Annotated in this window: 15 protein-coding genes and 2 pseudogenes; 7 read left to right on the top strand and 10 right to left on the bottom strand. The window is 43.5% G+C overall.

Annotation, left to right across the window (positions count from 1 at the left end; all coding sequences use genetic code 11):
* The 4 genes and pseudogenes from AB4323_RS21340 to AB4323_RS21325 all read left to right on the top strand — a co-directional run.
* Positions 1-122, top strand: a pseudogene (locus AB4323_RS21340) (twitching motility protein PilT); the annotation flags it as partial.
* 353 nt (positions 123-475) lie between these two features.
* Positions 476-1,603: a site-specific integrase gene (locus AB4323_RS21335; protein ID WP_102535542.1), complete on the top strand. Its 1,128-nt coding sequence runs from the start codon at positions 476-478 to the stop codon at positions 1,601-1,603.
* A complete protein-coding gene (locus AB4323_RS21330) occupies positions 1,600-2,880 on the top strand; it encodes a site-specific integrase (RefSeq protein WP_102535543.1) in 1,281 nt (426 codons plus the stop codon). Before AB4323_RS21335 ends, AB4323_RS21330 begins: the two co-directional genes overlap by 4 nt.
* A gap of 239 nt (positions 2,881-3,119) precedes the next feature.
* The gene (locus AB4323_RS21325; protein WP_280613250.1) at positions 3,120-3,494 is read left to right on the top strand and encodes a regulator; all 375 of its coding nucleotides are present in this window, start codon (positions 3,120-3,122) and stop codon (positions 3,492-3,494) included.
* Positions 3,495-3,711: 217 nt separating this feature from the next.
* Here AB4323_RS21325 and AB4323_RS21320 read toward each other — a convergent pair whose 3' ends face one another.
* The 7 genes from AB4323_RS21320 to AB4323_RS21290 form a co-directional block, all read right to left on the bottom strand.
* Positions 3,712-4,341 carry a hypothetical protein gene (locus AB4323_RS21320; protein WP_372127491.1) on the bottom strand — a complete coding sequence of 210 codons (630 nt, stop codon included), beginning with the start codon at positions 4,339-4,341 and terminating at the stop codon, positions 3,712-3,714.
* 34 nt (positions 4,342-4,375) lie between these two features.
* Positions 4,376-4,789, bottom strand: a complete 414-nt coding sequence (locus AB4323_RS21315) for a hypothetical protein (RefSeq protein ID WP_280613247.1) — start codon at positions 4,787-4,789, stop codon at positions 4,376-4,378.
* Positions 4,779-5,285 (bottom strand): hypothetical protein, encoded by a 507-nt coding sequence (locus tag AB4323_RS21310; RefSeq protein WP_280613246.1) that lies wholly within the window; start codon positions 5,283-5,285, stop codon positions 4,779-4,781. Before AB4323_RS21310 ends, AB4323_RS21315 begins: the two co-directional genes overlap by 11 nt.
* A gap of 630 nt (positions 5,286-5,915) precedes the next feature.
* Entirely contained in the window at positions 5,916-6,536 is a 621-nt protein-coding gene (locus AB4323_RS21305) for an imm11 family protein (protein WP_017097879.1), read from the bottom strand.
* Positions 6,533-7,276 carry an AHH domain-containing protein gene (locus tag AB4323_RS21300; protein ID WP_017097878.1) on the bottom strand — a complete coding sequence of 248 codons (744 nt, stop codon included), beginning with the start codon at positions 7,274-7,276 and terminating at the stop codon, positions 6,533-6,535. Before AB4323_RS21300 ends, AB4323_RS21305 begins: the two co-directional genes overlap by 4 nt.
* A 12-nt stretch (positions 7,277-7,288) precedes the next feature.
* Complete coding sequence (locus tag AB4323_RS21295; protein WP_372127492.1) at positions 7,289-10,111, bottom strand: PAAR-like domain-containing protein; 2,823 nt, start codon at positions 10,109-10,111, stop codon at positions 7,289-7,291.
* A 27-nt stretch (positions 10,112-10,138) separates the two neighbouring features.
* Entirely contained in the window at positions 10,139-10,603 is a 465-nt protein-coding gene (locus AB4323_RS21290; RefSeq protein ID WP_017097876.1) for a hypothetical protein, read from the bottom strand.
* A 1,076-nt stretch (positions 10,604-11,679) separates the two neighbouring features.
* Between AB4323_RS21290 and AB4323_RS21285 the strand changes: the two genes are divergently transcribed.
* A complete protein-coding gene (locus AB4323_RS21285; protein WP_372153312.1) occupies positions 11,680-12,039 on the top strand; it encodes a hypothetical protein in 360 nt (119 codons plus the stop codon).
* A gap of 17 nt (positions 12,040-12,056) precedes the next feature.
* Here AB4323_RS21285 and traI read toward each other — a convergent pair whose 3' ends face one another.
* Positions 12,057-17,834, bottom strand: a complete 5,778-nt coding sequence (traI, locus tag AB4323_RS21280) for a conjugative transfer relaxase/helicase TraI (protein ID WP_372107103.1) — start codon at positions 17,832-17,834, stop codon at positions 12,057-12,059.
* Positions 17,835-17,906: 72 nt separating this feature from the next.
* Positions 17,907-19,430: a hypothetical protein gene (locus AB4323_RS21275; RefSeq protein WP_102533714.1), complete on the bottom strand. Its 1,524-nt coding sequence runs from the start codon at positions 19,428-19,430 to the stop codon at positions 17,907-17,909.
* Positions 19,431-19,834: 404 nt separating this feature from the next.
* On the opposite strand from AB4323_RS21275, the pseudogene tnpA reads away from it, so the two are divergent.
* Positions 19,835-20,037, top strand: a pseudogene (gene tnpA / locus AB4323_RS21270) (IS200/IS605 family transposase); the annotation flags it as partial.
* 139 nt (positions 20,038-20,176) lie between these two features.
* Here the strand turns inward: tnpA and AB4323_RS21265 are convergent.
* Complete coding sequence (locus AB4323_RS21265) at positions 20,177-20,674, bottom strand: hypothetical protein (protein ID WP_372153310.1); 498 nt, start codon at positions 20,672-20,674, stop codon at positions 20,177-20,179.
* A 33-nt stretch (positions 20,675-20,707) separates the two neighbouring features.
* Between AB4323_RS21265 and AB4323_RS21260 the strand changes: the two genes are divergently transcribed.
* Positions 20,708-21,838 (top strand): ISAs1 family transposase, encoded by a 1,131-nt coding sequence (locus AB4323_RS21260; RefSeq protein WP_372153308.1) that lies wholly within the window; start codon positions 20,708-20,710, stop codon positions 21,836-21,838.
* Positions 21,839-21,848: the final 10 nt, after the last annotated feature.

Genomic DNA, 21,848 nt, shown 5'->3' with positions numbered 1-21,848 from the left:
ATGGTTATAACTGGAACAGCGTCGGCGCGTATAATGCGGGTTTTTCCAAACGCACCGAGAACGCCAGAAAAATATACATCCAAAAAGTCCAATCGGTTTATTTTAAGATGAACGTTCAATAAAAGGCCTTGCACCATAATGGTGCGAGGCCTTCAGCTTTTCCTCTTGCTTTCTTCCTTCAATTTCCAGATCCCCCGCATCCCTCGTTCGTCAGATTCATTCGCCACCTGGTCGGCTTTTGTCTTTCGCTGTCAGTTTTTCCCGTCGCTTTGATTAGGGACTCAGATCATTCGTTCTGAGTTGTTGGTTAGTTGAGTTGGTGACCACACACCACCCTAAATCGAAGTTCGATTTAAATGGTTGTCTGTTGTAAGTAACTGATAGTTAAGGTGTTAAATTTTTCGCTTTTTTCATGTTGTGGCATTTTTGATAACGTTTTTTTGTTCAAAAATGCCCCTGTAAACAGGAGCTAAAAATGAAAAAAATGCCGCTTACTCAGCGATTTATCGAGCGTGTAAAGCCGACGTCAATCACACAAGAATACTATGATAGCAAGGTGTCTACACTGTATTTACGAGTCTACCCATCAGGAAGGCGAGTTTTTTTTGTTCGTTTTCAGAGTGACGGATTGAGAAAGAATTCTAAGATAGGCTGTGCGTTAGAGTGCTCACTGCGCCAAGCAAGACGCGAAGCCTTGCAGCTTGTTCATCAAGTTCGCAGTCCGACAATAGAAACATTACCCACAATAACGGTGCAGGCATTCGGCCAAGAGTTTTTTAAGCGTTACCCACGTCACTGGAAGCCTCGTACTTTGAAAAAAAACGAAAGTGCTTTTCGTCTTCATATCGCTCCTTACCTTGGAGATAAGGAGGTGAAATCCATTGATCGAAACGAGGTAGAGCGGTGGTTTGCTCAGTTAAGTCATGTGAAAGGCTCAGCTAACCAAGCGTTAGTCTTGCTGTCGGTTATGATGCAGCAATGTGAAACGTGGGGTTATCGTCCTAAAAATACCAATCCTTGCCGTGGTTTCAAACGTTATAAAGCTGGAGAAGTCGAACGCTACCTTGATAAAGACGAATTACGCCAATTATGGGGCACCTTAGACTCGTTAGAGAAGGATAATCCAGATAAGGTTATGATTATTCGACTTTTAATATATACAGGTTGTCGCTCATCGGAAGTCAGAACCTTGCAATGGAAAGAGTACAGAGGTCGTCACTGGCATTTATTAGACAGTAAAACGGGGGCGAAAACAGTGTACCTTTGCACACAAGTCAGGGCTTACCTTGACGCATGGCAATCAGAGAGTGATTACCTGTTTCCGGCTCCTTGCAACACTCAACCCATATCGATAAACCAGTTGACTGAATTCTGGGGGAAAGTTCGCCAGTTAGCAGGATTGGAGGGGGTACGCTTGCATGATTTACGTCATACCTACGCGAGCCTTGCTATTCAGTCGAAGGTGAACTTAGTCGTATTAAGTCGCCTTTTAGGGCATGCGGAAGCGGAAACCACCTTGAAGTATGCGCATTTAGGGCGTGAAGACGTGTGTCAGGCGGCCACGCATGTGGCGAGTGTATTAGTGAAGGGGATGCGCTCATGAAATCACTGTTATTCTCATCGAAGGTGGTTCAATCACTTAACGCCAAAGCTCGAACGTATACAGTGTGGGATACCAAGAATCCTGCGTTAGGGGTTCGGGTGTATGCGGATGGTCGTCGTTTCTATGTGACTTATTTACCCATTCCCAATAAGACGTTAGCAGCAGTGGGGCAATTCACCTTAAAGCAAGCCAGAGAACACGTACAAGCTTTGCAGAGCTCTTTTTTAGAAAAAGAGGCAAAACCGATACGGTTAATCCGTTTTGATGCGTTAGTGAAAGAAGAGTGGACGGAGACGGTCTTAAAGGAATGGAAACCCAGTACGCAAGCGGGGGCGTTGAGCGCCTTAAGAAAACATTTGTTACCAGAGTTTGGTCGTTATCCCGTTGGCCGTATTGATTCATTTCGTGTACACCGTTGGTTTGATGAGCTTAGTCAGAGTTACGCAGGGGCTGCAAATCGTAATCTTGATGTGCTTCGCTCTATCTTCAAATATGCAGTTAAGCAGGGCTACTGCATGAATAACCCTTGTGATGGTATCCAGCAAAACAGAAAAAAGAAGCTCAATCGTTTTTTGAGTTTGGATGAGTTGGCACGATTCCATAAGGCATTGATGGCGGTTAGCCAACAAGGAGACATGGAAGCGTGTTGTTGTCAGGTATTAAACTTGATTTTGCTTACAGGTTGTCGTATTTCGGAGGTAACAGGCTTGAAATGGTCTTTTATTAAAGGCAATGAGTGGTACTTACCAGACAGTAAGACGGGGGCGAAGGTGGTGTATGTTGGTAAGGAGGCGCAACAACTTCTTTTAGATATCCCAAAGCAAGCTTGGTCGAAACAAAGTGAGCCCCACGATGATGTTTTTGCTCCTTTGCGTCGTTTTGTGAGTCGGGCAACTAAGGTAGGGATGATATGGCAACAAGTGAGAGCTTTAGCGAATATCGAAGATGTCCGTATTCACGACTTGCGTCATACTTTTGCCAGTTATGCGGTATTAGAAGGGTATCCTATTCTGATGGTGTCGAAGTTATTAGGTCACGCTCGCATTTCATCCACGCTTCGTTATACACATGTAGATGATGCGCAAGTCTCTGAATCCGCAGAGAGAGTAGGGGACGTTATCACTGAAATCATAACCGTAGAAAGAGGAAGTCATTCTAAGGTTAAGAAGCGTAAATCCAGAGATCTTAAAGTCAAGCCAAAACAGAAAGCATCCAACATAGTGACCGACGAGCAGATAAGGGACATTAGAAATGAACTCGATTTTTTATCTTGGTAAATAATGAGCGAGTAAACACTATAAGCTGCCTAATTGGTGTTAGGTGGCTTAGGTGTGAAAATTATTTTTGGACAAAAATGAGTTTCAGGAATTCTAATATTAGTGATTCATGAATAACTTTTTATAAGGCAAATTTGCCAATTAATACGCCTTTGTACAGTGCGCACTTTGTCTGCTTATGTTCAATCGTGCATATCTCTTTGAATCAGTGCAACCTCTTGTATTTAGAGGTTTTATCATTGAAGTGTCGCGAAATGAGTAAGAATTACATTTTTCGAGAGTTAGAGTGCCAAATGACCAAGGAAGAGGTCGCGGAACTGTGTTTTAAAACTGTGAGAACAGTCACAGGTTGGGATGAGGGAAATCCAATTCCACCCGAGTGTAAAAGGCTTATGAGAATGGCAAAGGGTCGGGAACTAAGCATCAGTGAAGATTGGATACAATTCAAAATGTTATACGACAGAATGGAATTGCCAACAGGACAAGTGGTTATGCCACAACAAATATTGGCAGGGATTGCGCTCTTGGGAATTCAGTCTGAACTAGAGATTAAGACTTCAACTCACTTACTTGGGTTAGCTAGAGCGATAGCAAAAATTAAGAAAAGGGATTAGAAAAGTATGGTTTTCTCGATGAGAGTTCAAAGTCTAAATTACATTGACTAACATGATGTGACTCTAGTTGATAAGGTGACCTTGACTGGCGCGAAGAACTGTCCTGTTTTGAATAATCCAGTCCTCCTTTTTGGTCATATCAAGGAGAAAAAAGCCGAACTCATTGAGTTCGGCTTTTTACTATAGGTATCTAAATTTAAGCATGTATTAACGTTGGTTAAGCTGTAGGGTTAAAGCCCATGCTATTTAATTTACGCTCCATTTTTTGCAGCATATCGTTCATTTCTTGTTGTTCACTTTTTACTACTTCACTTCGTAAATTTAATTTTTTTGCGTCCCACTGAGTCGAATTGAGATGTTCTGAGAATGCTAAGTTCATCAATCGTCTAACTCGATTTCTCAAGGCATGCGTATGAGCAAGAAACCACTGGGTGTCGCTAATTTTAACCAAAGAATCAAATTGTGATGAGCCGAACACCAAAGCGTCTATATGAGAATCTAGTTCCTTGAAACTTTGTTCTACTTGTAAATCTAAACGGGGATTTCCGCCTGATTTTACAATGTTGTCGATGAGTAACATGAGTTTGTACTTAAAGACAAATAGGTCTCTATAAAGAACGAAAGCAGCTTCATTCGACTTCGAACTCTTCCAGTCAGAATATGTTTCGCAACCAAACCAAAGTAACCCAAGAGTCCCTATACCGCTAAGTAAAGATCCAAGCCCAGACAAGATATCTGAAGACGTAACTCCATCTAAATCAAAAAACAAAGCTGTTGCCAGCAGAAAACCAAAGGAAATCAAGACAACACAGTATATTGAAATTACTAACTTTTCTTCTAATTTCAACAATATCACCTGTTATGGATAGTAACCTAACGCTCTACAGAGCATTTGGTGGTACTTGAGGTACATCATTTGGCATTGCAGGTATCTGAACTGCCTCGACCTTGAATAATATAGGCACGATATCTGTCCTAGCAAATATTGTTTGCGGCTTGCCCCAGTAAATCGAATACAGTTGTTTTCCTCCTTCAATAGAGGTTTGAGTAACCTTACCTGAACCTGTATAGAGGAATATCCAATCCCCTTGGTTTAATATCGCATCACCAAACCAAAGCAAATTATCTTTTACAGGGTAAGCCTGTGTATGGCCGAAAGGTTGGTTTCCAATCATGACCCCGAATTGACCAGTGTTTACCGTCTGATTTACAAAAATTGCAATTCGCTCTAGATTTGCCACACCCTTATCTAAAATCCCCGTAATCGTAAACTCAGAAATATTACTAACTATCACTTTTGCCTCCAACACCAGAAAACCAACTAGCTATAAGTAAAGTTGCCCCAACTAAAGCCAAGATAACAGCAATAGATGAATTGAGTTCAGGAGTACGATAGAGCTCAATAGATATACCAATCAATGCTGTTCCAAATGTTGCTTCTAAGTTACTTTTTTTACGTAATTTATTGATACTGTCCAATTGATTTTTATAAACGGCTGCTTGCTCTCGGCAATCATAGTATTCACGATTACAATCTTCTATTTTTTCCTTCAAACGGCTGTTTTCTTTTTGAAGCTTAGCTATTTCATGGAAGTTCTGTGATTGTAAGGCGGCTATAATCTTAGCGGTAGCTTCACCGCCTAATGCCTTGAATTTATTTTCAGCAAGCCCCTCCAGTACATTATGTACATGCTGAAACGGCGGAGGTTCAATGCTTGTTATATAGTCCGCTGAACTGGCAACCTGAGATCCCGTTGTCCCTTTAGGATCTGGTTTTGGTATATTTTCCAAGATTCCTCCTTATTGAAACGTATACTTAACATTAACTAGGCCGAAATTTTCTTTTGGTTCCTTGCTACTCCAATTCTACTCGAGATTTCCCCTTAGCAACAATTACTTATCGAAAAAAGGAGCTGAATGAATCCAATATATGGAATCATGGTGTATAGCTTAGCGTGTAAAGCTGGCACTGAAATTGTAGCCAGAGCAGGGTTATGTGAGTGCTGATAGGTAGGTCGAATTTACCCCCGTGATACAACACGGGGATTCACGACGAACAGCATTAGAAGAATGGATAACTTCTAGTAGGGCAAAACCCCATGAACAGGATGTGAATGAGTAAAAGGTCTATCCAACAATGGGGCACTTTCGAGCTAGAAAGTGCCAAGGGTAAAAATTCAACCAAAGAAACTCTTGGACAAAAACGATTTAGCAAGATTGCTAATTTAGCGAAGCATGAATTATTAAAAGTATGGCAAATTTGTTTACGTGATTGTCCAGTATCGCTGAAGCAGATCAAATTGTACTATTTGGGGAGTTTACATATATTCAGAAACAGCAAATAAAGTTATTGTTCTTGAATACCTAGTTTTAAGCTATAAATGCAGATTTCCCCAATGCCTTCAGCAGCCCACTGGTCCATTAAGACTCTACAAACTGGAGGCCCATTACCCAATCAGAGACTTTTACAAAGTTAAGCGTATCCACGTTTTGTTTCTTGAACGCTTTTACTACTTTCTCATGAACAATAATATGAGGGTAATCGCTGAATTTTGGCATAAAGACCAAGCGTTCTTTCTCTGGCATCGCAGACAACTTGTTATCATCCAAATAGTACTGCTCAATTGTGTGTCTAGTATCTTCCGGGTCATAATCATCAATCTGACACTTTTCTAGATTCAAAACATCCATTTTCTCAAATACATTAAACACCCAATAGCCCTCATGATATTTGTCATGATCATCTACGATCACGCTGGGGTAAACCTGACAACATGCATTGTCTATATTACCAAGAGATTGTTTAATTTCATCAGAAAATACTGGGTAGGTTGAGTCTAAGTGAGCCTTTTTAATTGGCCTAGAAACCCCTCGAACCAAATCTTCATCACGATAGCAGTTTTCAAAAAGCATTGGCTCATCACCACTTAGCTTGGTGTATTCGTAATCCCTCATGGCTGAATGCTTTTGAGGCTTTAGGTACAAAGTATTTTCATCATAATTTTCGAAAACAATATAGTATTGGTCGTTGTATTGGCTCATTGTCCTACCTTGGGTATCCATCTGGTGTTTTGGTACGTGATCGTTTTGGTGTTCCATGGGGAACTACTGGTTTGATAGCGCTTGTCTTTGCCATCTCTTTCGCCCAGTTGATAGTGAAGCCGGTCACTGTTGCAATAGTTATCAGGATTGGTTTGTGCGTTGATAATATCGAATTGGCAGGCGCAGCCGGGTCCTCCTGGAATAAAGTATTGGGAAATTTTGGTCAACGGTAATGAAAAAAATTGCCCTCTTTCAATTTTGTTGATTTTCTTTAGCACTTTACGACTAATCGGGTCGAGCAGCTTATGTATCTCTGACTCGGTTTCTGTTTTCTTAGTCTTTCCATAGCAGTCTTTAATCTTTTTTCTTATCTCTGGATCTCTCAACTCTCCAGAAACGTAACGATGATAAGGTTCTTCCCTAGGTCGGCTAAAGATATGATCGCCGCGGTGTAATTGGCAATGGAGTTGACATGCACCCGGCAAAGTAGCAGGAAAGCCGACCAAATTCGATAACTGGTTGATGTCGTAGCCTTTGTTGACTAGGTTTTCACCCAGCTCACTGTGTTTTACTGCTTCTGCCGAAATAATATGATGGGTATCCATATGGATACCATTATTATAAGGGTGCTCAGATAATTTTTTTACGTTGTTTACCCAGCGCTTACGATAGCCTTTTTTCTCAATCATACCATCGACGAAATCCGATTCTGCCGCCTCTTGACTCATCAGTGTGCCCATAGATAACTTATCCTATACATATTCGATTTCACCCCGGTACAACCGAGGCGTTTTATGTTCTTCACTCTTACACAGTCGACATTTACCCTTTCTAGGCTCATGTTTCTCTTCCACTTGAGCGGTACTATTAACCCGTTTGTCTGCTATGGCGGACTTACGGCGCAATGCCAAATGGCCCGCTAACTTGTCGTAATCTGGCAAGATGTCGACTAAACCATCGACGGTGCTGGTAAAGGTTTCTAGTGCTTGTGCGGCATGAGAGGCTGCACCAACCTTTTTAACGCCCATGGTAAACTTCGCTGTAACCGTCGCAATTCTGGCGGCTGCCCCTGCTGGCCCAGTTAGCAAACCAATCACTATGGTTAACACCACTTCAATGGCAATATACGCAGCTGCTTTACCCACGTGGTAGAAATAGAAGTTAGGTGGGACAGCTTCAATAATCAGGTTCAAGTATGTAAAGAAAGGCAAGATGCTGTTGTCATCATTAATCAACGCCAAGGCCTTAGGGAAAAACTCACTCTCCTTGATTTCCATTGCCCATTCAGGGTCAAACTCCATCACAACAGTGTCAACGAACTGTTCTACGCCTTTAACATCGTTGTTGGTAAAGAGCGTAGGCAAATTCCAAATCGCTTCTCTGTGTCTTGCAATACACTTAATCTTGCGCGCCATATCGTCTGAGCCTTCATTCCACCAAAGCTGCACATCATCAATGGCCTCATCAATGTTCTCGTACGCATCCACACTGGCCGCAATAAGCAAGTTAGGCGCCATACTGGAAATATAAGCCGCCTGTTTTACCCAGCTTGGTAAATCACTTTGAGCTAACTGAACTTCCGTTCCTTTCATCGCATCGGCGGTGTACTTTTCCAATGCATTGTATTTTTGATTGGCGTAAATATAGAGCTTATCAAAACCATCGGTGGTGGCATCTGCTAAGGTATGGCCCATCTCGCCCCAGACTTCGGGAGAGAAAAGTTCCACCACATCAGCACCCCAAGCTTTAGCCCCTTCAAGCACACCATCACCCAAACAAAGTACACCTTCTTCGTTCCATTGTTTCTGGAAACCTGTCATATCTTTCGCGACTGTGTTTAAAAGGCCGTCCAAATAAGTCTCGATAGCTTCCTGTTGTTTTACAATCTTATCTTCAATGCCTGGTTCACCTTCATACTCGATAGTGACAGAGTCTGTGTTGGGCTTGAGATCATCGACCACCACTACACCTCCCTCTGTCTTCTGGGTCTCTAACGCCAGATCCATAGTTTCTGAGGCCGTACTTCTTTGCGGCAATGGATTGAGATCCAATTTGTCTTTATGGGGAACGGAGCCATTGGCTATCACTTTGAGGTTTTTAGCGTAAACAGGCGTTCCCCACAGGTCATCGTGAACGGCACGGATCTTAATCCACTTCTGCTCCTCTAACTCTATTTTCGGTATCGCATTCACGACTACTTCGATAGTCCCTGCTTCGGCAGAGTAAACATGATCAGGCGCTTGAATGACCGAGACATCTGACACATCATCCATAAGTTGACTAGCTTTATTTTCCATACGCTTGAAAGCTTGGCTGAGGTTATCGGACAATTTTTTAGCATAGGTATCAATGGTACTCACATGCTTTTTATAGATATCAGACGACAAGTAATCATAATTCAACCGACTAGCTTCGGACTTAAGAGATTCCACACGCCCTTTTATCTTACTAAGTAGACTCTCTAGTTCAGAGTTGAGTATATTCTTAGCCTTATCCCAAGGGTAGTTATTGATGAAAACCTGAGGATTACCTTTACCACGAGCTCGCATGTAAGCCAGCATACGGTCTGCGGTTTCATGCTTGGGTAAACGAAATAAGACGGAGAAAATTTCCCCTTCTTCCATCACCATTGGTAACCCGTTCGCCAGTACACTATCAAAACTCGTATCAGAGAGACTATCAATTCCCGCGATTAGCGATTCTGACAATACGCTGAAATGAAAATCAGGGTGTCTAAACTCGAAGTGGGCTTTCGTTTCTGCTTCCACAATATCGGCAAAATATCGGTCAGCGGTGAGGCTAGGTCCCATGGTTCCCCAGCCTTCTACTGGCGGGGCAATACGATTCGGGTGCCAGAAGGTTTGCTGTCCCTGAGCAGACCTATCAAAGAAGTCATCATCATTGTAGTCGGGTAGGTAGTGTGGGTTGGTTAAACGAACCGGGGTAGCAATAAACTCATCCGTACTTTCTTTAACCAGAATTTTGATTTGACCCGGCTTTAAGCCTGATACTTTGCTTTTGCCAGAGTTATCAAAGTGACCAGGAGACAGAGCACCACCAGAGACATCGGTAATGTCAAAATCTGCGTTCTTAAGAAGTACACCATCCGGGTATCGAGCCTTGATGTAGACAGTGTAAGTGCCGTCTTCATCTTCAGTGACCGTGACAGCAGGGTTTTGAACCCCACCTAGGCACATGGTGTTGCCCTTGTTCATTGTCATTTGGTCTGACAACCTAGCCACGCCTTTCCTTTCGATGATGACACTCGGTGATGCGGAAATGAACTCGGCCTCGGCCTCTATCGTACCCGATGCTACGCCTTTCTTGTCCCCGCCCGCATCGCCTGTGCTCTTGGCAAACTTACTGCCCTTTAAAGCAATACTGTTTCCGCCATCTGCTGTGACTGTCGTAGTGCCTTCCACTAAATCTGCCGACTTCGCGTTATTTCCATAAGGGATTGGTACAACAGGTTTACCGACTGTAGTAAGGCACACATCAGGCAGGGTAGCATTCGCCTCTCCTCCCGAGCCTTTATGGACAACACTGAGTCCATTTGCACTTATTGTAACTGCCATTAATATGTCCTACTTAGATTAAGTGGATTAGTTGAGTTTTACCTTAGCGCCCTGGATCTTATGAATTTTTTCAGCGCTACTACTAAGATGCTTGGCTGTTGTAGTGATACGGCCATCCGTTCCACTATATTTGGTTTGTGTCGTCCCAGAGCCAATAAGCACTTCTTCCTCTGCATCAAGGGTTATCCTCTTTGCTTTAACAACAAGCTCTTGCTCTTCAAGCAAAGAAATATAGATATCAACCAATGTTGGAATGGTAAGATCTTCGGATAGAAAAGAGATTCGGCAATCGAGTTTATTATCGATGGCCATAAAAATTTCTGACTGAGTAAAAGCACGGCCTATTGACGCCCAGAGAGGTTGAGAAAATGGGTTATGCTCAAAATCTACTTTGACTCGATTCTTTTCTGGATGAACTTCCACTACCCAACCAATTCGAGAGCAGGGTTTTGAAGTAGGCTTAAGAATATCTCTTGGTGGCTCTTGATTCATGGTGGGCCCAGTGATTATTTAGAGCCTATTATTTTATCTCTGGGCGATTTGAATAGGTAATGTGGAAATGAATGGTCACTACGATTGAATAATCGACTTTAAAGACATGAAGGCCAATCAATGTAACTAGACTAGCAAATCAATTGGCTTTATCGCATGTGTTTTTCACTTTTCTATAGGTTTATCTCGCACTCAAATTTGTGATTAAAGTCACGCACATCACTATCATTTTAAAGTTGAGAGTATTACATCACTTGAGTAATGATAGAAACGATATACCAAGCCAAAAAGCAACACGATGATGTCTTTTGTGTCGTATAACTTTGACAACTGCTAATGTCAGATAACTTTTATTAGGGGAAACACACATTAACAAGGTGTGAATGAGTAAAAGGTCTACCTTATAATGGGGCAGAAATTAGATAACTCGTGCCTAGCTAATTACGGATTTAAAGCCAAAAAGTGATCAAACTTTATTGGAATCGAACAAACTATTTTGACATCTGACAATACTTTTTTCGCGTGCGTTTTTCCTAACAAAGTGCCCCTGTAAGAAGAAAATTGGACGTTAATTCAAAAGTAGTGTGGTCAAATATACACCCCATCCCCTTTCAATAGGGGCTTTTTTTATGGATAATTCAACCTCTTAGCGAAAATACGAACCAAAGAAAAAGAATTTATTTAGTGCCCCTGCGCTTTCAGTTTACCGCCACACACCACGCTAAATCGAAAACGATTTAAATGGTTGTCTGCTTTAAACATAAAGACAATACAATCAATAACTTATGATATAAATAGAAGAGTGAATATTTTGGGGGGGAAATTTTCAAAATTTCAACTAATTAGCCGCTGAAATCCAATGTAGATTTACATCATAAATGCATCAATTGTACTTAATCCCTTTTCGAGAAAGGTCTGAGAGCTTGTTTAAAGTGGAAGTGATGTACTAGTGATTTATTAGCAATTAACTCGATGTTTTTAATGATAAATAGTGAGCTTTTTTGCAAGCATGTGATTTAATTGTAATGTAGGTAAAGTGTTGTTTAGAGGGAAATCTAAGAAAGGATGGTGGGATTATGGCGAAAGCTTTTTCTGTACAGAGTTACATTCGGGGTGAATTGGAGCAAGATTTTAAGGTGTTCAGAGACAGAGAAAAGTTATGTGATGCGGAAGCCGTCAGGCAACTTCTCACGCTGGCATTGAGGATCAAACTGAACGATAAGGAAGATGAGCGGCCGTCTAACCGCGAGTTGATGGAAGAGATGTATCGACGGATCAGGATGATCCAAGGGACGGGTAATTTAACCCACACACAAAGTTTTGATGGTGTCGCGTTCCATGAAAATAAAAAAGATGCAGTAGAAATGCGTAATTTGGTTTCCGCTGATGTGGATAAAAAAGTGGATGCTTATCTTGCAGGCGAAAAAAAAGGGTAGCAGCAGCTACCCTCTTATTATCGCTCTAACTCTCTGTCGATTTCTCTGTCTTCCCAATGTCTCTCTTTCTCTGATTGATTAAATTCCATCTCTTGTTGAGGTGAATATTCTTTTGGCTCAAAGTGGTCGAATGATTGGCTGTCGAGTTCTGTTTTCTCATTATAGTTGAAGGTGTCTAATTCCCTCTCCTGATGAGACGTGTGCGGCTCACTTAATTCAAGGTTATGTGCACTGTTATCTCGCTCTAGTTTATCAATGCACGATTTGATGTCCTCTTTAAGGTTATCATTTGACATGAATTGGATGTCTCGGCCATTAAAGTTCTCGACGATTTTTTCAATGTTGTTCGGGTTTAAATCGTGATTGCCATGATTTAATACAATAATGATGTTCTGTCTTAGTTCATCGGTAGAGATGTTTTGAATGTCGTTCTTATGATTGAGGTTAATAATATCAATCTGTCCTTGGGTTTGGTCTCGAATTAGAAACGATTGTTCAATCGATGTGCTGATGATGGTGGTGTTTAAATTCTCCCCTTGATGGAATCTTGTTAATTGTTTGGATTTCGTCCCTAGGGTTCTTGGGTTAATGTCTAGGGAGGTATCTTTATTTCCTTGAGTGTCTAAATAGGTCACTTCAATGGCTTTGGTTTCGCCTTCTTTATTGTGGATGTTGGTTAGCATTGCAGGGTGAAGGGATCTATCTTCGGATGAATAGACCGCCGGGTGGAATTTTACATGGTTGTTTTCAATGTTATTGACACCGAGCTTGTTTAAGTACGTTTGGGCCAGTGTGTTATCCATCGGTAAGCTTTGATTGATATAATCCTTAGCCCGTTCTTCAAACTGCGCAATATGCCTTGGGGTGGTGCTCAGTAATTTGTCGTGTTTACTGTTTTCCTCCAGTTGATATTTTTCCGGTTCGTTGATCATCTTGTGCGCTTCATTCATCGCGGCTTTATAATTCATTTCCTTATGACTCATGATTAGGTTAATCAATGCGCCTTTTTCGCCTGTGGTGTAGTCTTTGAAATACCCGCGATGCTCTCCAGTTAAGGTGACTTTAATGGCCGATTTTCCAATACCAAAGGTTAAATAATCCCGGTCTGATTTGGATTGATTCGGCTGGCCTAATAACTGAATGGCGAGGCTTTCGGTGTATTTTGGTAGCTGCGTATTGATGTGCTCCCTAAATGTGTTGTAGTCAAAGTCACCGCTTTTATTTTGGAACCGGACGTCCTCATGAGGGAGTGCATTACGGTTAAAGTAGGTGGTGTCTTTGGGTGGAATTTGGTTGAGGGTTTCTATCGCACTGGCTTTATGGCTCTCTTTAGAAAGCCAGCTTTTGACCAATTGTTTTGTGTTGTCGGTATAGAGCCGAATGTGCTGACTGGCACGAGTCACATCGATACCGGCGCGTCTTAAGTTGGTCAGTGCGCCTTTGCTTTGTATCGCGCTAATGACGTGTTGATAGGTGGACCCTTGCGCCATGTCTGCGGTTCGACTGTAAGCGTAGTCCCAGTGCCCGTCTTTAAGCGCATTAGGGTTAAGGTTGAGTGTTTGTCCTGTCTTAGATTGAGCGATAACACGGTCTGTAGTCGCTTGCGTGATGCGGTACTCCACGTTGGCTTTGATACTGCGCTCTTTATCGGTAAAACGGGTGATGATTTTATCGCCCGTTGAGAGTGGTTTTTCTGACGTAGAGAACAGGGTGGTGAAGCGGTGGTCACGGTTGCGCGGTAAGAATGGCCTAGTCTTACCTGTCGCTGCGTCTTGAAGTGTCACCACGCCATGCTCTGAGTCAACGTGAGTGATTGTCGCGTACTCACCGGGTCTGGTGCTCAATATCAAGCCTTTTTGATACGGCATCATGGTAGTGAGCTCTTCACCCGTGGCGCCGATTGAGCGTAGCCGGGTTGCGACGACGTTCTCTTTGCCTAACTCACTCTGTTTCATCAAACCGACACGGATGTGTTCGGTGATGGTGTCTCGCTCCTGGTTGGTGTACGCGATAATCAGTGTGTTGTCTCGCGTTTCGGGGGTGCGCTCTAAATAGTCTTTGGCGACCATGTAGGGCAGCTTCTCTGTGGCGGTGAGCTGCGCTCTGCGTCGGTCTTTGTCGTTTTCATCCAACGTGGAAATGACATGTTGACTGTTGCTTTGAGTATCAGGGGCTTGCTGCTGGAGTTTATCTAGGGCGCTGAGTGGCTGTTTATCAATGGTGTTTTGCTGTGCATTGTGCAGGGTGTCATTTTGTGGACGTACCATATCGGTCATGTAAGCGGTATCGATGCGGCCTTGGCTTATGGCCAGCTCAAAGGGTTTACCGGCACTGAGTGATAAAAGCTGCTCTTTATCGCCCAATTTGGCTGTTTTGGACTGACTGTCATTGACCAGCTTTGTGAACTCATCGGCTTGCTTGTTGCTGACCATGGAGCTTTCATCGAGAAAGAACAAGGTGTGTTGATAGTCACTGGCTTCTCGATTGCCTTGTCGGATGTCAGAGAGCAAGCTTTCCAGGGTTTGCGCTTTCACGCCTTTGCTTTCGAGCTCTGCTACCGCTGCGTGAGTGGGCGCAAGACCGATGACGCTTTGCTCTGGCTGCTGGCTGGCTTCTTTGACTAACTGGATAAGTTCAATATTGGATTCAAGCATGGTGGACTTACCTGTACCGGCTAACCCTTGGATGGCCACAAAGCTGTCCTTGGTGGTTGAGATAAGGGTGATGGCGTCCTTTTGCCCTTGGGTTAAGCGAGGCTTGGTATCGAAAAAGTCTTGCACCTGCTTAGGCGTTGCAAAAGGTTGATGTTGGCCTTTACCATCATCGATGTTTTGTAAGATGCGCTTTTCAGTCTCCAGCGCGGCTTGCGTCGTCCAGCGTGTGCCGTCACTGTACTCTGCAGAGAGGGTGTTGCTGCGTTTATTCAGCTCTGTTTCAACCTGCTCTTTGGTAATAGAGCCTCCGGCTTCTTCAAAGGCGTAACGCACCGCTTCCACTACTAAGGCTTTTTGGCTAAAAGCCGCTTCTCGCTCTGAGAGGTGGTTCAGGGCAAAGCTGACCGCTTTTTCGATGAGTGGGGCGTTTTGCGCTTTGGCTAGTGCTGACAGTGCCTGACTGACATCCTGCTTTAGCAAATCTTGGGTGGCGTCGTTTAGGTAGCGGTCGTTGACGTTTTGCGTCTGCAGTACACGCTCAATGGCTGACGGGGAGACCTGCTCTTTTTCAAGTGCGCTTTGGGCTTTGTCTGGTTTGTCGGTGAAGATATCAAGGCGCTCTATTTTTTCAGTCAGGTCGCTTATCAGGGGCTTAGATAGGGTAAATGCTTTGCCTGACAGTAAAGTATGGGCTTTTGGCTCAATATGGTGGGCGCTATGAACGTAGTCGTATTGCAGCGGCGCGTCTTTTAGGCTCTCTAAGTTGACGCGCTGCGTTTCCCCTTTGCTCTCAAGCGTGAGGCTTTCTTTGTCAATGTGAGTGACAAGGTAGCTTTGGTTCGCGTCCAAGCCAGCAGGGAAGTGTTTGCCTAGCGTTTGAAGGCGTTCGCCTTGGGCGATATTGAGACTTTGCGGTTTATTGATTTGCATCTTCATGTGCTTAAAGGCGCGACTGGACGGGTCAAAGGTGTGTGATTGTCCATCGCGTTTGCTGAGTGCGGTCATGGTGTTGCTCTCTTTGTCGATACTGGCGATGACAAAACTCTGAGGTTTGTTTTTCTCCCAATGGGTGAGTGTCATGCCTGGTTTGTAGTGTTGAACGAGGGGTTGTTGCGCTTTAGAGAGGTGGTGAGGGGTTTGAGTGAATAGGGTGGTTTCGTGTCTGGCGAGGGCGCCGGTATTTTTGAGCTGGCCCCGTATCGCTTCGGTTAACCGCCGCTGCTCGACGCTGGAAGTGGCAATCACTTGCGTGTTGGCTTTATCGGGGAGGTCGGCGTACACCCGCGCTATCCTATCGGTATCATTGTCATGCAGTTTTACGTTGGTGTTGCTGGCTCGCTTGCCAACCCAAGAATGACTCTCCACATTGCCTTTTTGATACAGCGAGATAGCGTTATTGGCTTTAAATCCCTGACGGCTTGATACGCGGTTAAGCATCACCACTTTACTGCTCGATTGTTTGGCTTTATCGGTGAGGGCCAACAATTCATTGGCGCTCATCTTATTGGCGTCATCGATGAGCAAGACATCTTTATTGGTCAGCGGCGTATCGCTTTGCAATAAGCTGTGGGTGGTGTGGCGCTGCTCTTCTGAAAAGAGCTGACCAACCCAAGCGCTGAGTGTTTGACTTTTGCGCTGTACGCTCTCCATGCTATCAGCCTTGGCTTTCACGCTTTGGGAGACCAATTGGACACGTTTACCGCTGTGATTACCTACATTGAGTAGTTGCTGCGCAATATCTTGTGATGAGCCATGCACATTGACCACGTGGAACTGTTTGGTGGAGTGGTACAGGTCGGTCAGTATACGCTGCTGGTTTTCAGAGATAGCGAGCTTGTTGAGCGTGCTGGATTCAACGTGGGTGCGCATGTGATGCGCACGACCTTGGGTGCTGTCGATAAGCGCTTGTTCGTTATCAATTAAGCCTTTGGTGGTGTATTGCCCTTTGTGACTGAGTCCTATCAAGTCGCCCTGCTTAATCATTTCATCCGCGACTTTTTTGATATCAAGGGCGTTGAGTTGCACGCCGCCTTTGGTGAACTCTGAGGCGGTGAGTTCAATGATTTTTTCAAGGTGTAACGCGGTGCTGTATTGCCCTAGATGGTCAATGGCTCTGCTGATGGCGGCTTTGGTTTCACCAAGTGGTGGGGTGTTTTGCGCTTCTTTTACTTGTTGCGCCATGGTGACAAGCTCTGCGGGTTCATACCCTTGGTCTTTTACGGTGCTTTGCCACTGTTTGTTGAGGTTGTCGTTACTCTGGTGGGTTTTGCTTTTACGAGTGTCGAGGGTCGCGACATCTCGCGCGGCGCGAGAGTCAAAGCCTAAATCGAGTGTGCGTTGATCAATTTGCTGTTTGCGAGTGGACGATGCATCAAGAATAGGCTGAGGGACACCGCTGATTTCGAACTGACCGTTGCCGACGCCTCGCGTGGAATAACCGAGGGTTTCTGCCTCCTTAGCTAATTGGCTCTGGTACAAGATACCGTAGTATTTTTGGAAGTTGTAGATGCGCTCGCCTGTGCCGTTAATGACGCCCCCTTTTTGTTTTAAGCTGGTTGATAAAGCGCGTAAATCCCCTTCTTGGTCTCGAGTCATGTTAGCTGCGAGAGCGTGCGAGTGCACTTGCATGTCGTTTTCACGGCTGGTCTTGTGGCGCACGACCGCAAATATCATCGAATCCGTATTTTCGTATTCTTGAACGCCTTTCTTATGAGTGACTTTGACTTGTGCAACGTCTTTTTCAAGCTCTGTTAAGGCGAACTTCACTGCGTTGTTATGCGCTTCTATTAGGCGGGTGTCCCCGCCAATAAGCGCGAGAACACTGATGGATTTAGGCGCAGAAAACGTCAGGTCGAAGCCTGATTTGTGTTTCCCCCTTTTCCCTTTAATAGTTTCATCACCAAGACTGCCTGAGAGGACCGATTCTAAGGTGGCTTGCTCTACGGGTTTGCCAGCCAGTCCCGCTTCGATGGCCAGCTTGCCATGCCAGAAGGTGTTTTCTTCTTGGTCTTTTTCTTTGAGGTAATAGTTATCACCGGCATCTTTTTCTAAAGAGACGTCAGGTAGGTCTTTGGGGGTTTCTTCGCTTAGGTAGTACTTTGCAGCGCCAGAAGCGGATTTAAGAGGGCTGATAGAAAGCATGACGGTGTTCCCTTGTGTAATGCCAATCACCAATGATGGCGATGAATTGAGTGGTGGGTGCTGTTACTGCGGTTACAAAATGATCCCAACACAAGCAAATGAATTGCTAGCGGTTAACGTTCTTTCTTCGTGAATGGTGACGCCATTTTCATCAATGTGAATGGACGTAATGCCCGCTTTAAATCGGTCTAACGCTATTATTTCTTCCTTGGTTAAATGCTTGCCATGAGTCAGGCATTCTAGACGGTTAAAGCTATATTCATCGGCGGCCATTGCTGGTTTCGAAGAATCAGAATGCTTCATGCACTCATTGCCATACAGCCAATCTTGAGCACACTCTATATTTGGCTCTAACTGGTAAGTCATATGATGGGTGACGCTTGAAAAAGAATGGGACCGGCTTGTCCATTTGTAGCTCACTTGAAAGCAATCAACCTCATCGGGAATGACGGCATACCAACCTCGACTTTTGGGGGAGGTATCTAAATAAACAGACACGTAGCGTTTGTTTGGCCAAAAGCGCTTTGTTTTTGGATTGCCGTTTGGTTTAGCCCAGTCGGGTCCTATAAATTCAAAATGAATGTCTGTTACCTTGTTGCTGGTAAGCTCAGGTGTCAGAAATATTCTGGGCGTAAATTGCAGGTATCGTTCTTTGGGATACAGAGGTAAGTTGATGTTGAGTTGGTGTTTAAGAGCGGAGCGGATCTCAGAGTGCGCTTGAGTGTAGCATTCTGACCATTCAAGATTTTTTGCCGCCTCAATGGGGGACATTCCACGTGAATATAAATAGATATAGGGTGTCCAATCTATTTTGATGTATCGGTATGGGATTTTTTTGATATGAGCTACAAACGCCTTAAACCATCCTTTCCATTCAGAGTCATATTCGTTGGTCATTTTTCCATTTAAATAATTGAAACCTTTTTGTGTAAAAGATACGCATGTTTGCGTGTCGTTGAATTCTAGATACCCCTCTGAAACCAGTTGTCCTAAGATGTCCCTTACTAACATGCCAGAGCGCGGGTAAACATCTAATGAGCGCTTTTTTACTTGTGGCTTACTCAAGTTAATTCGCTTTTCTTTCACGTGCTCTAAATAGTGATTATTTATAGGGGCCACTTGGTGATTTTTGGTGGTAGGCCAGAGCCAATCTAAAAGGTCGGAAGCATAAACAGTATTGGGACCTAGTTCTAATGTATAGGACGTCGGGGCTTTGGGTAAGGGTGGAAGATCACCTTCCTTGCCGTTCATGGCGTTTCGCTCTTCGGGAGTTAAGTTCCTTAGAATGACACAGGCAAATCCTTCAATGTTGTCGATGTGCTCTCCTAGACTTACCCTCACGCTCTGAATAAAAGGGATAATGGACACTTGGTTAAATACAATGTTATGGGCTGAGACGTGGTGCGTTACTGTCTGCGCTTTTAAGTCGTCCCAGTCGCTATAACCTATCGCTTGAGCACAAATCGATAACCATGTGTTTTTTTTAATTGGGCTGTTTGAAATAATTTCAGCATCGGTAAGTTGATTGAGAATAGTGTGTAATTGTTTTTTTAATATCGGTAAATGGTCAGAATTCAAGATGGTCTTACTTGACATGGTAATTCCTTGATAAATGAACGTAAAAAAGCCTTGCAATGGCAAGGCTTGGGACGGGGGTTGAGTGATTAATCGTGATGATAAGGCTCTAGGGTGTAACCTCTATGTTGCGTAAGCTGGATTAGTGAGTACAAGGGGTCACCAGTCGTTGCCGTCGAGCATATCGAGAACAAAGAGTGATTCGGGTTGTTTTTCAGGGGACATATCATGGTGGGTGTTTTAGTTTTTTAATCGCGCACTGTGTTGACGTTTGTGTCGGAATCTTGGTTTCATTGGTGCTCTCCATTGAGGGAAACAACGTGAGGCAAGAGTGGGTGAGGCTCTCCAAGTAGTACTAGCGTTGGAAATTTAAGTTATTAAAATGCAGTGTTTTGATCGTTCCATTCTGCAAATTTTCCCTATTAGTCTTGTTATCATATCCGCCAAAGTTGTCAATTAGCGTGATGGTGAATAACCTCAAATCCATATCATCAAGAATGCTTAGATTGCAGGATACCCACCTAACAAGGCAAAGCAAAAGCGCTGCTTATGGTCGCGATATTACTTTGCTTGTACAGCAGGAGGGGCAACAATAGAAACTCTTAAAGCATATGTAGAAAGCCAATAACACCTAACACCAGATTAAGCCGCTATCGCGACTGACGCCTTATATCCCCGCCCGATCGAGCGAGGATATAAGGCGAAATTGCTAACCTTATTGGGATCCCTTAAATTTCAATTTAAAGTCCTTCTTGACCCTAAAAAAATTATTCACGAATACGTATAGATAAGGTTCTGTTATCATCATAATCAGATGATAAACCAAGAGAATCATTGCTCCTATAACCAGTACATTCCAAATTTTGTTGATTATCGGTAAGGCAATAAGAAAACTCATAGCCGGGTAGGAGCAGCTTTATTGAAGAGATCCCTCCCCTAAAAATATCAGGGAAGTTCTCATTCGTCCCTGTCAGCAAAGGATATTGAGGTCCATGTAACTGAAGGTCCATGTAAGCGAGGCCTATAACATTATTCAAATCACGCTTTTCAATAACAAAAGAGCGATAAGAGTCATTTCTTAAATCACCAAAATAATTACTATCAGCATAGTAGATATCACATGTGCCCCCCAGGGCAAGATCATGAAAAACCCATATGGAATAAGGGGTAGCGTGAAGTGATGTTTCCACTAATTTGTACACTGAAGTCACAACAAATTCAATACATTCAAGATCGATTTGATGATCAGATTTAGGTGTGGTCATATACTGTTTTTTAACAGCAGATATTTAGCCATAATGAATGGATTAAGCCTTTTGGACCATATTTCAGTTATTCGAGACCCTCGCCAAGCTTGGAAAATAGAGCACACGCTAACCGACATTATCTTCTTAACAATTGCAGCAGTGATTGCTGGTGCTGAAGGTTGGGAGGATATTGAAGATTTTGGTGAAGATAACTTGGAATGGCTTAGGCAGTATGGTGATTTCAAACAAGGCATACCAGTACACGATACCATTGCCCGAGTTATCAATCTTATTTCCGCCAAGCAACTGCAACGATGCTTTACTGCGTGGATGAAAGACTGTCATGAGACGACAGAGGGTGAAGTGATTGCTATCGACGGCAAAACTCTCAGAGGCACATACAACAAAGACAAGCGTTGTGGTGCAATCCATATGGTTAGTGCCTTTAGTGCAGCAAACCAAGTTGTACTAGGACAAGTGAAGACTGCGGATAAAAGCAATGAAATAAAAGCGATCCCTGAACTGCTTGAAATGCTTTCCTTGCGAGGTTGTTTAGTGACTATTGATGCTATGGGATGCCAGAAGGATATAGCTGAAAAGATAGTCGCTCAAGATGCAGATTATCTCTTAGCGGTAAAAGGTAATCAAAAACGATTGGAGCAAGCGACTAGCCAAGTGTTTAATTCTAGTATGATTAATAGTTTTGAAGGTGATAAATACGTCACTCAAGAGAAAGGGCATGGTCGTACAGAAACGCGTTTGAGTATGGTTGTTCACAATACAGATTTCTTAGGCTATATAGCGTTTGATTGGGCTGAACTCTCCACAATTGGTATGGTCGTTTCAATTCGTCAAGAAGGTGATAAGCCAGCAGAAACAATGCAAATCAAGCACTACATAAGCTCAGCAAAACTAACGGCTAAAGCTTTACTAGAGAGCACGCGAGCACATTGGAGCATTGAAAATCAGATGCACTGGCGATTAGACGTTGGTTTTAAAGAAGATGAATGTCGGATACGTCGAGAGCAAGCCGGTGAGAATTTAGCAGTTATAAGACATATAGCTTTAAATCTGCTGACGGAAGAAATCAGCTTCAAAGCAGGGATCAAAAGAAAGCAGAAAAAAGCGAACCGCAATAACGCTTACCTTTCGCAAGTCCTTGCAGGGCAAGGGGCTTCGTAATCTTGCCCTG

This window comes from Vibrio sp. 10N.261.52.C11, from assembly GCF_041471405.1.
GTDB lineage: Bacteria > Pseudomonadota > Gammaproteobacteria > Enterobacterales > Vibrionaceae > Vibrio > Vibrio crassostreae_C.
The sequence above is the reverse complement of the archived record's forward strand: the minus strand, read 5'-3'. Positions and strand labels throughout refer to the sequence as shown.

Excerpts from the sequence above, each read along its gene's own strand:
- AB4323_RS21295 (WP_372127492.1), bottom strand. The coding sequence starts at position 10,111 with ATGGCAGTTACAATAAGTGCAAATGGACTCAGTGTTGTCCATAAAGGC.
- AB4323_RS21300 (WP_017097878.1), bottom strand. The coding sequence starts at position 7,276 with ATGGGCACACTGATGAGTCAAGAGGCGGCAGAATCGGATTTCGTCGAT.
- AB4323_RS21275 (WP_102533714.1), bottom strand. The coding sequence starts at position 19,430 with ATGTCAAGTAAGACCATCTTGAATTCTGACCATTTACCGATATTAAAA.
- traI (WP_372107103.1), bottom strand. The coding sequence starts at position 17,834 with ATGCTTTCTATCAGCCCTCTTAAATCCGCTTCTGGCGCTGCAAAGTAC.
- AB4323_RS21265 (WP_372153310.1), bottom strand. The coding sequence starts at position 20,674 with ATGACCACACCTAAATCTGATCATCAAATCGATCTTGAATGTATTGAA.
- AB4323_RS21335 (WP_102535542.1), top strand. The coding sequence starts at position 476 with ATGAAAAAAATGCCGCTTACTCAGCGATTTATCGAGCGTGTAAAGCCG.
- AB4323_RS21305 (WP_017097879.1), bottom strand. The coding sequence starts at position 6,536 with ATGAGCCAATACAACGACCAATACTATATTGTTTTCGAAAATTATGAT.
- AB4323_RS21330 (WP_102535543.1), top strand. The coding sequence starts at position 1,600 with ATGAAATCACTGTTATTCTCATCGAAGGTGGTTCAATCACTTAACGCC.
- AB4323_RS21285 (WP_372153312.1), top strand. The coding sequence starts at position 11,680 with ATGGCGAAAGCTTTTTCTGTACAGAGTTACATTCGGGGTGAATTGGAG.
- AB4323_RS21290 (WP_017097876.1), bottom strand. The coding sequence starts at position 10,603 with ATGAATCAAGAGCCACCAAGAGATATTCTTAAGCCTACTTCAAAACCC.
- AB4323_RS21260 (WP_372153308.1), top strand. The coding sequence starts at position 20,708 with ATGAATGGATTAAGCCTTTTGGACCATATTTCAGTTATTCGAGACCCT.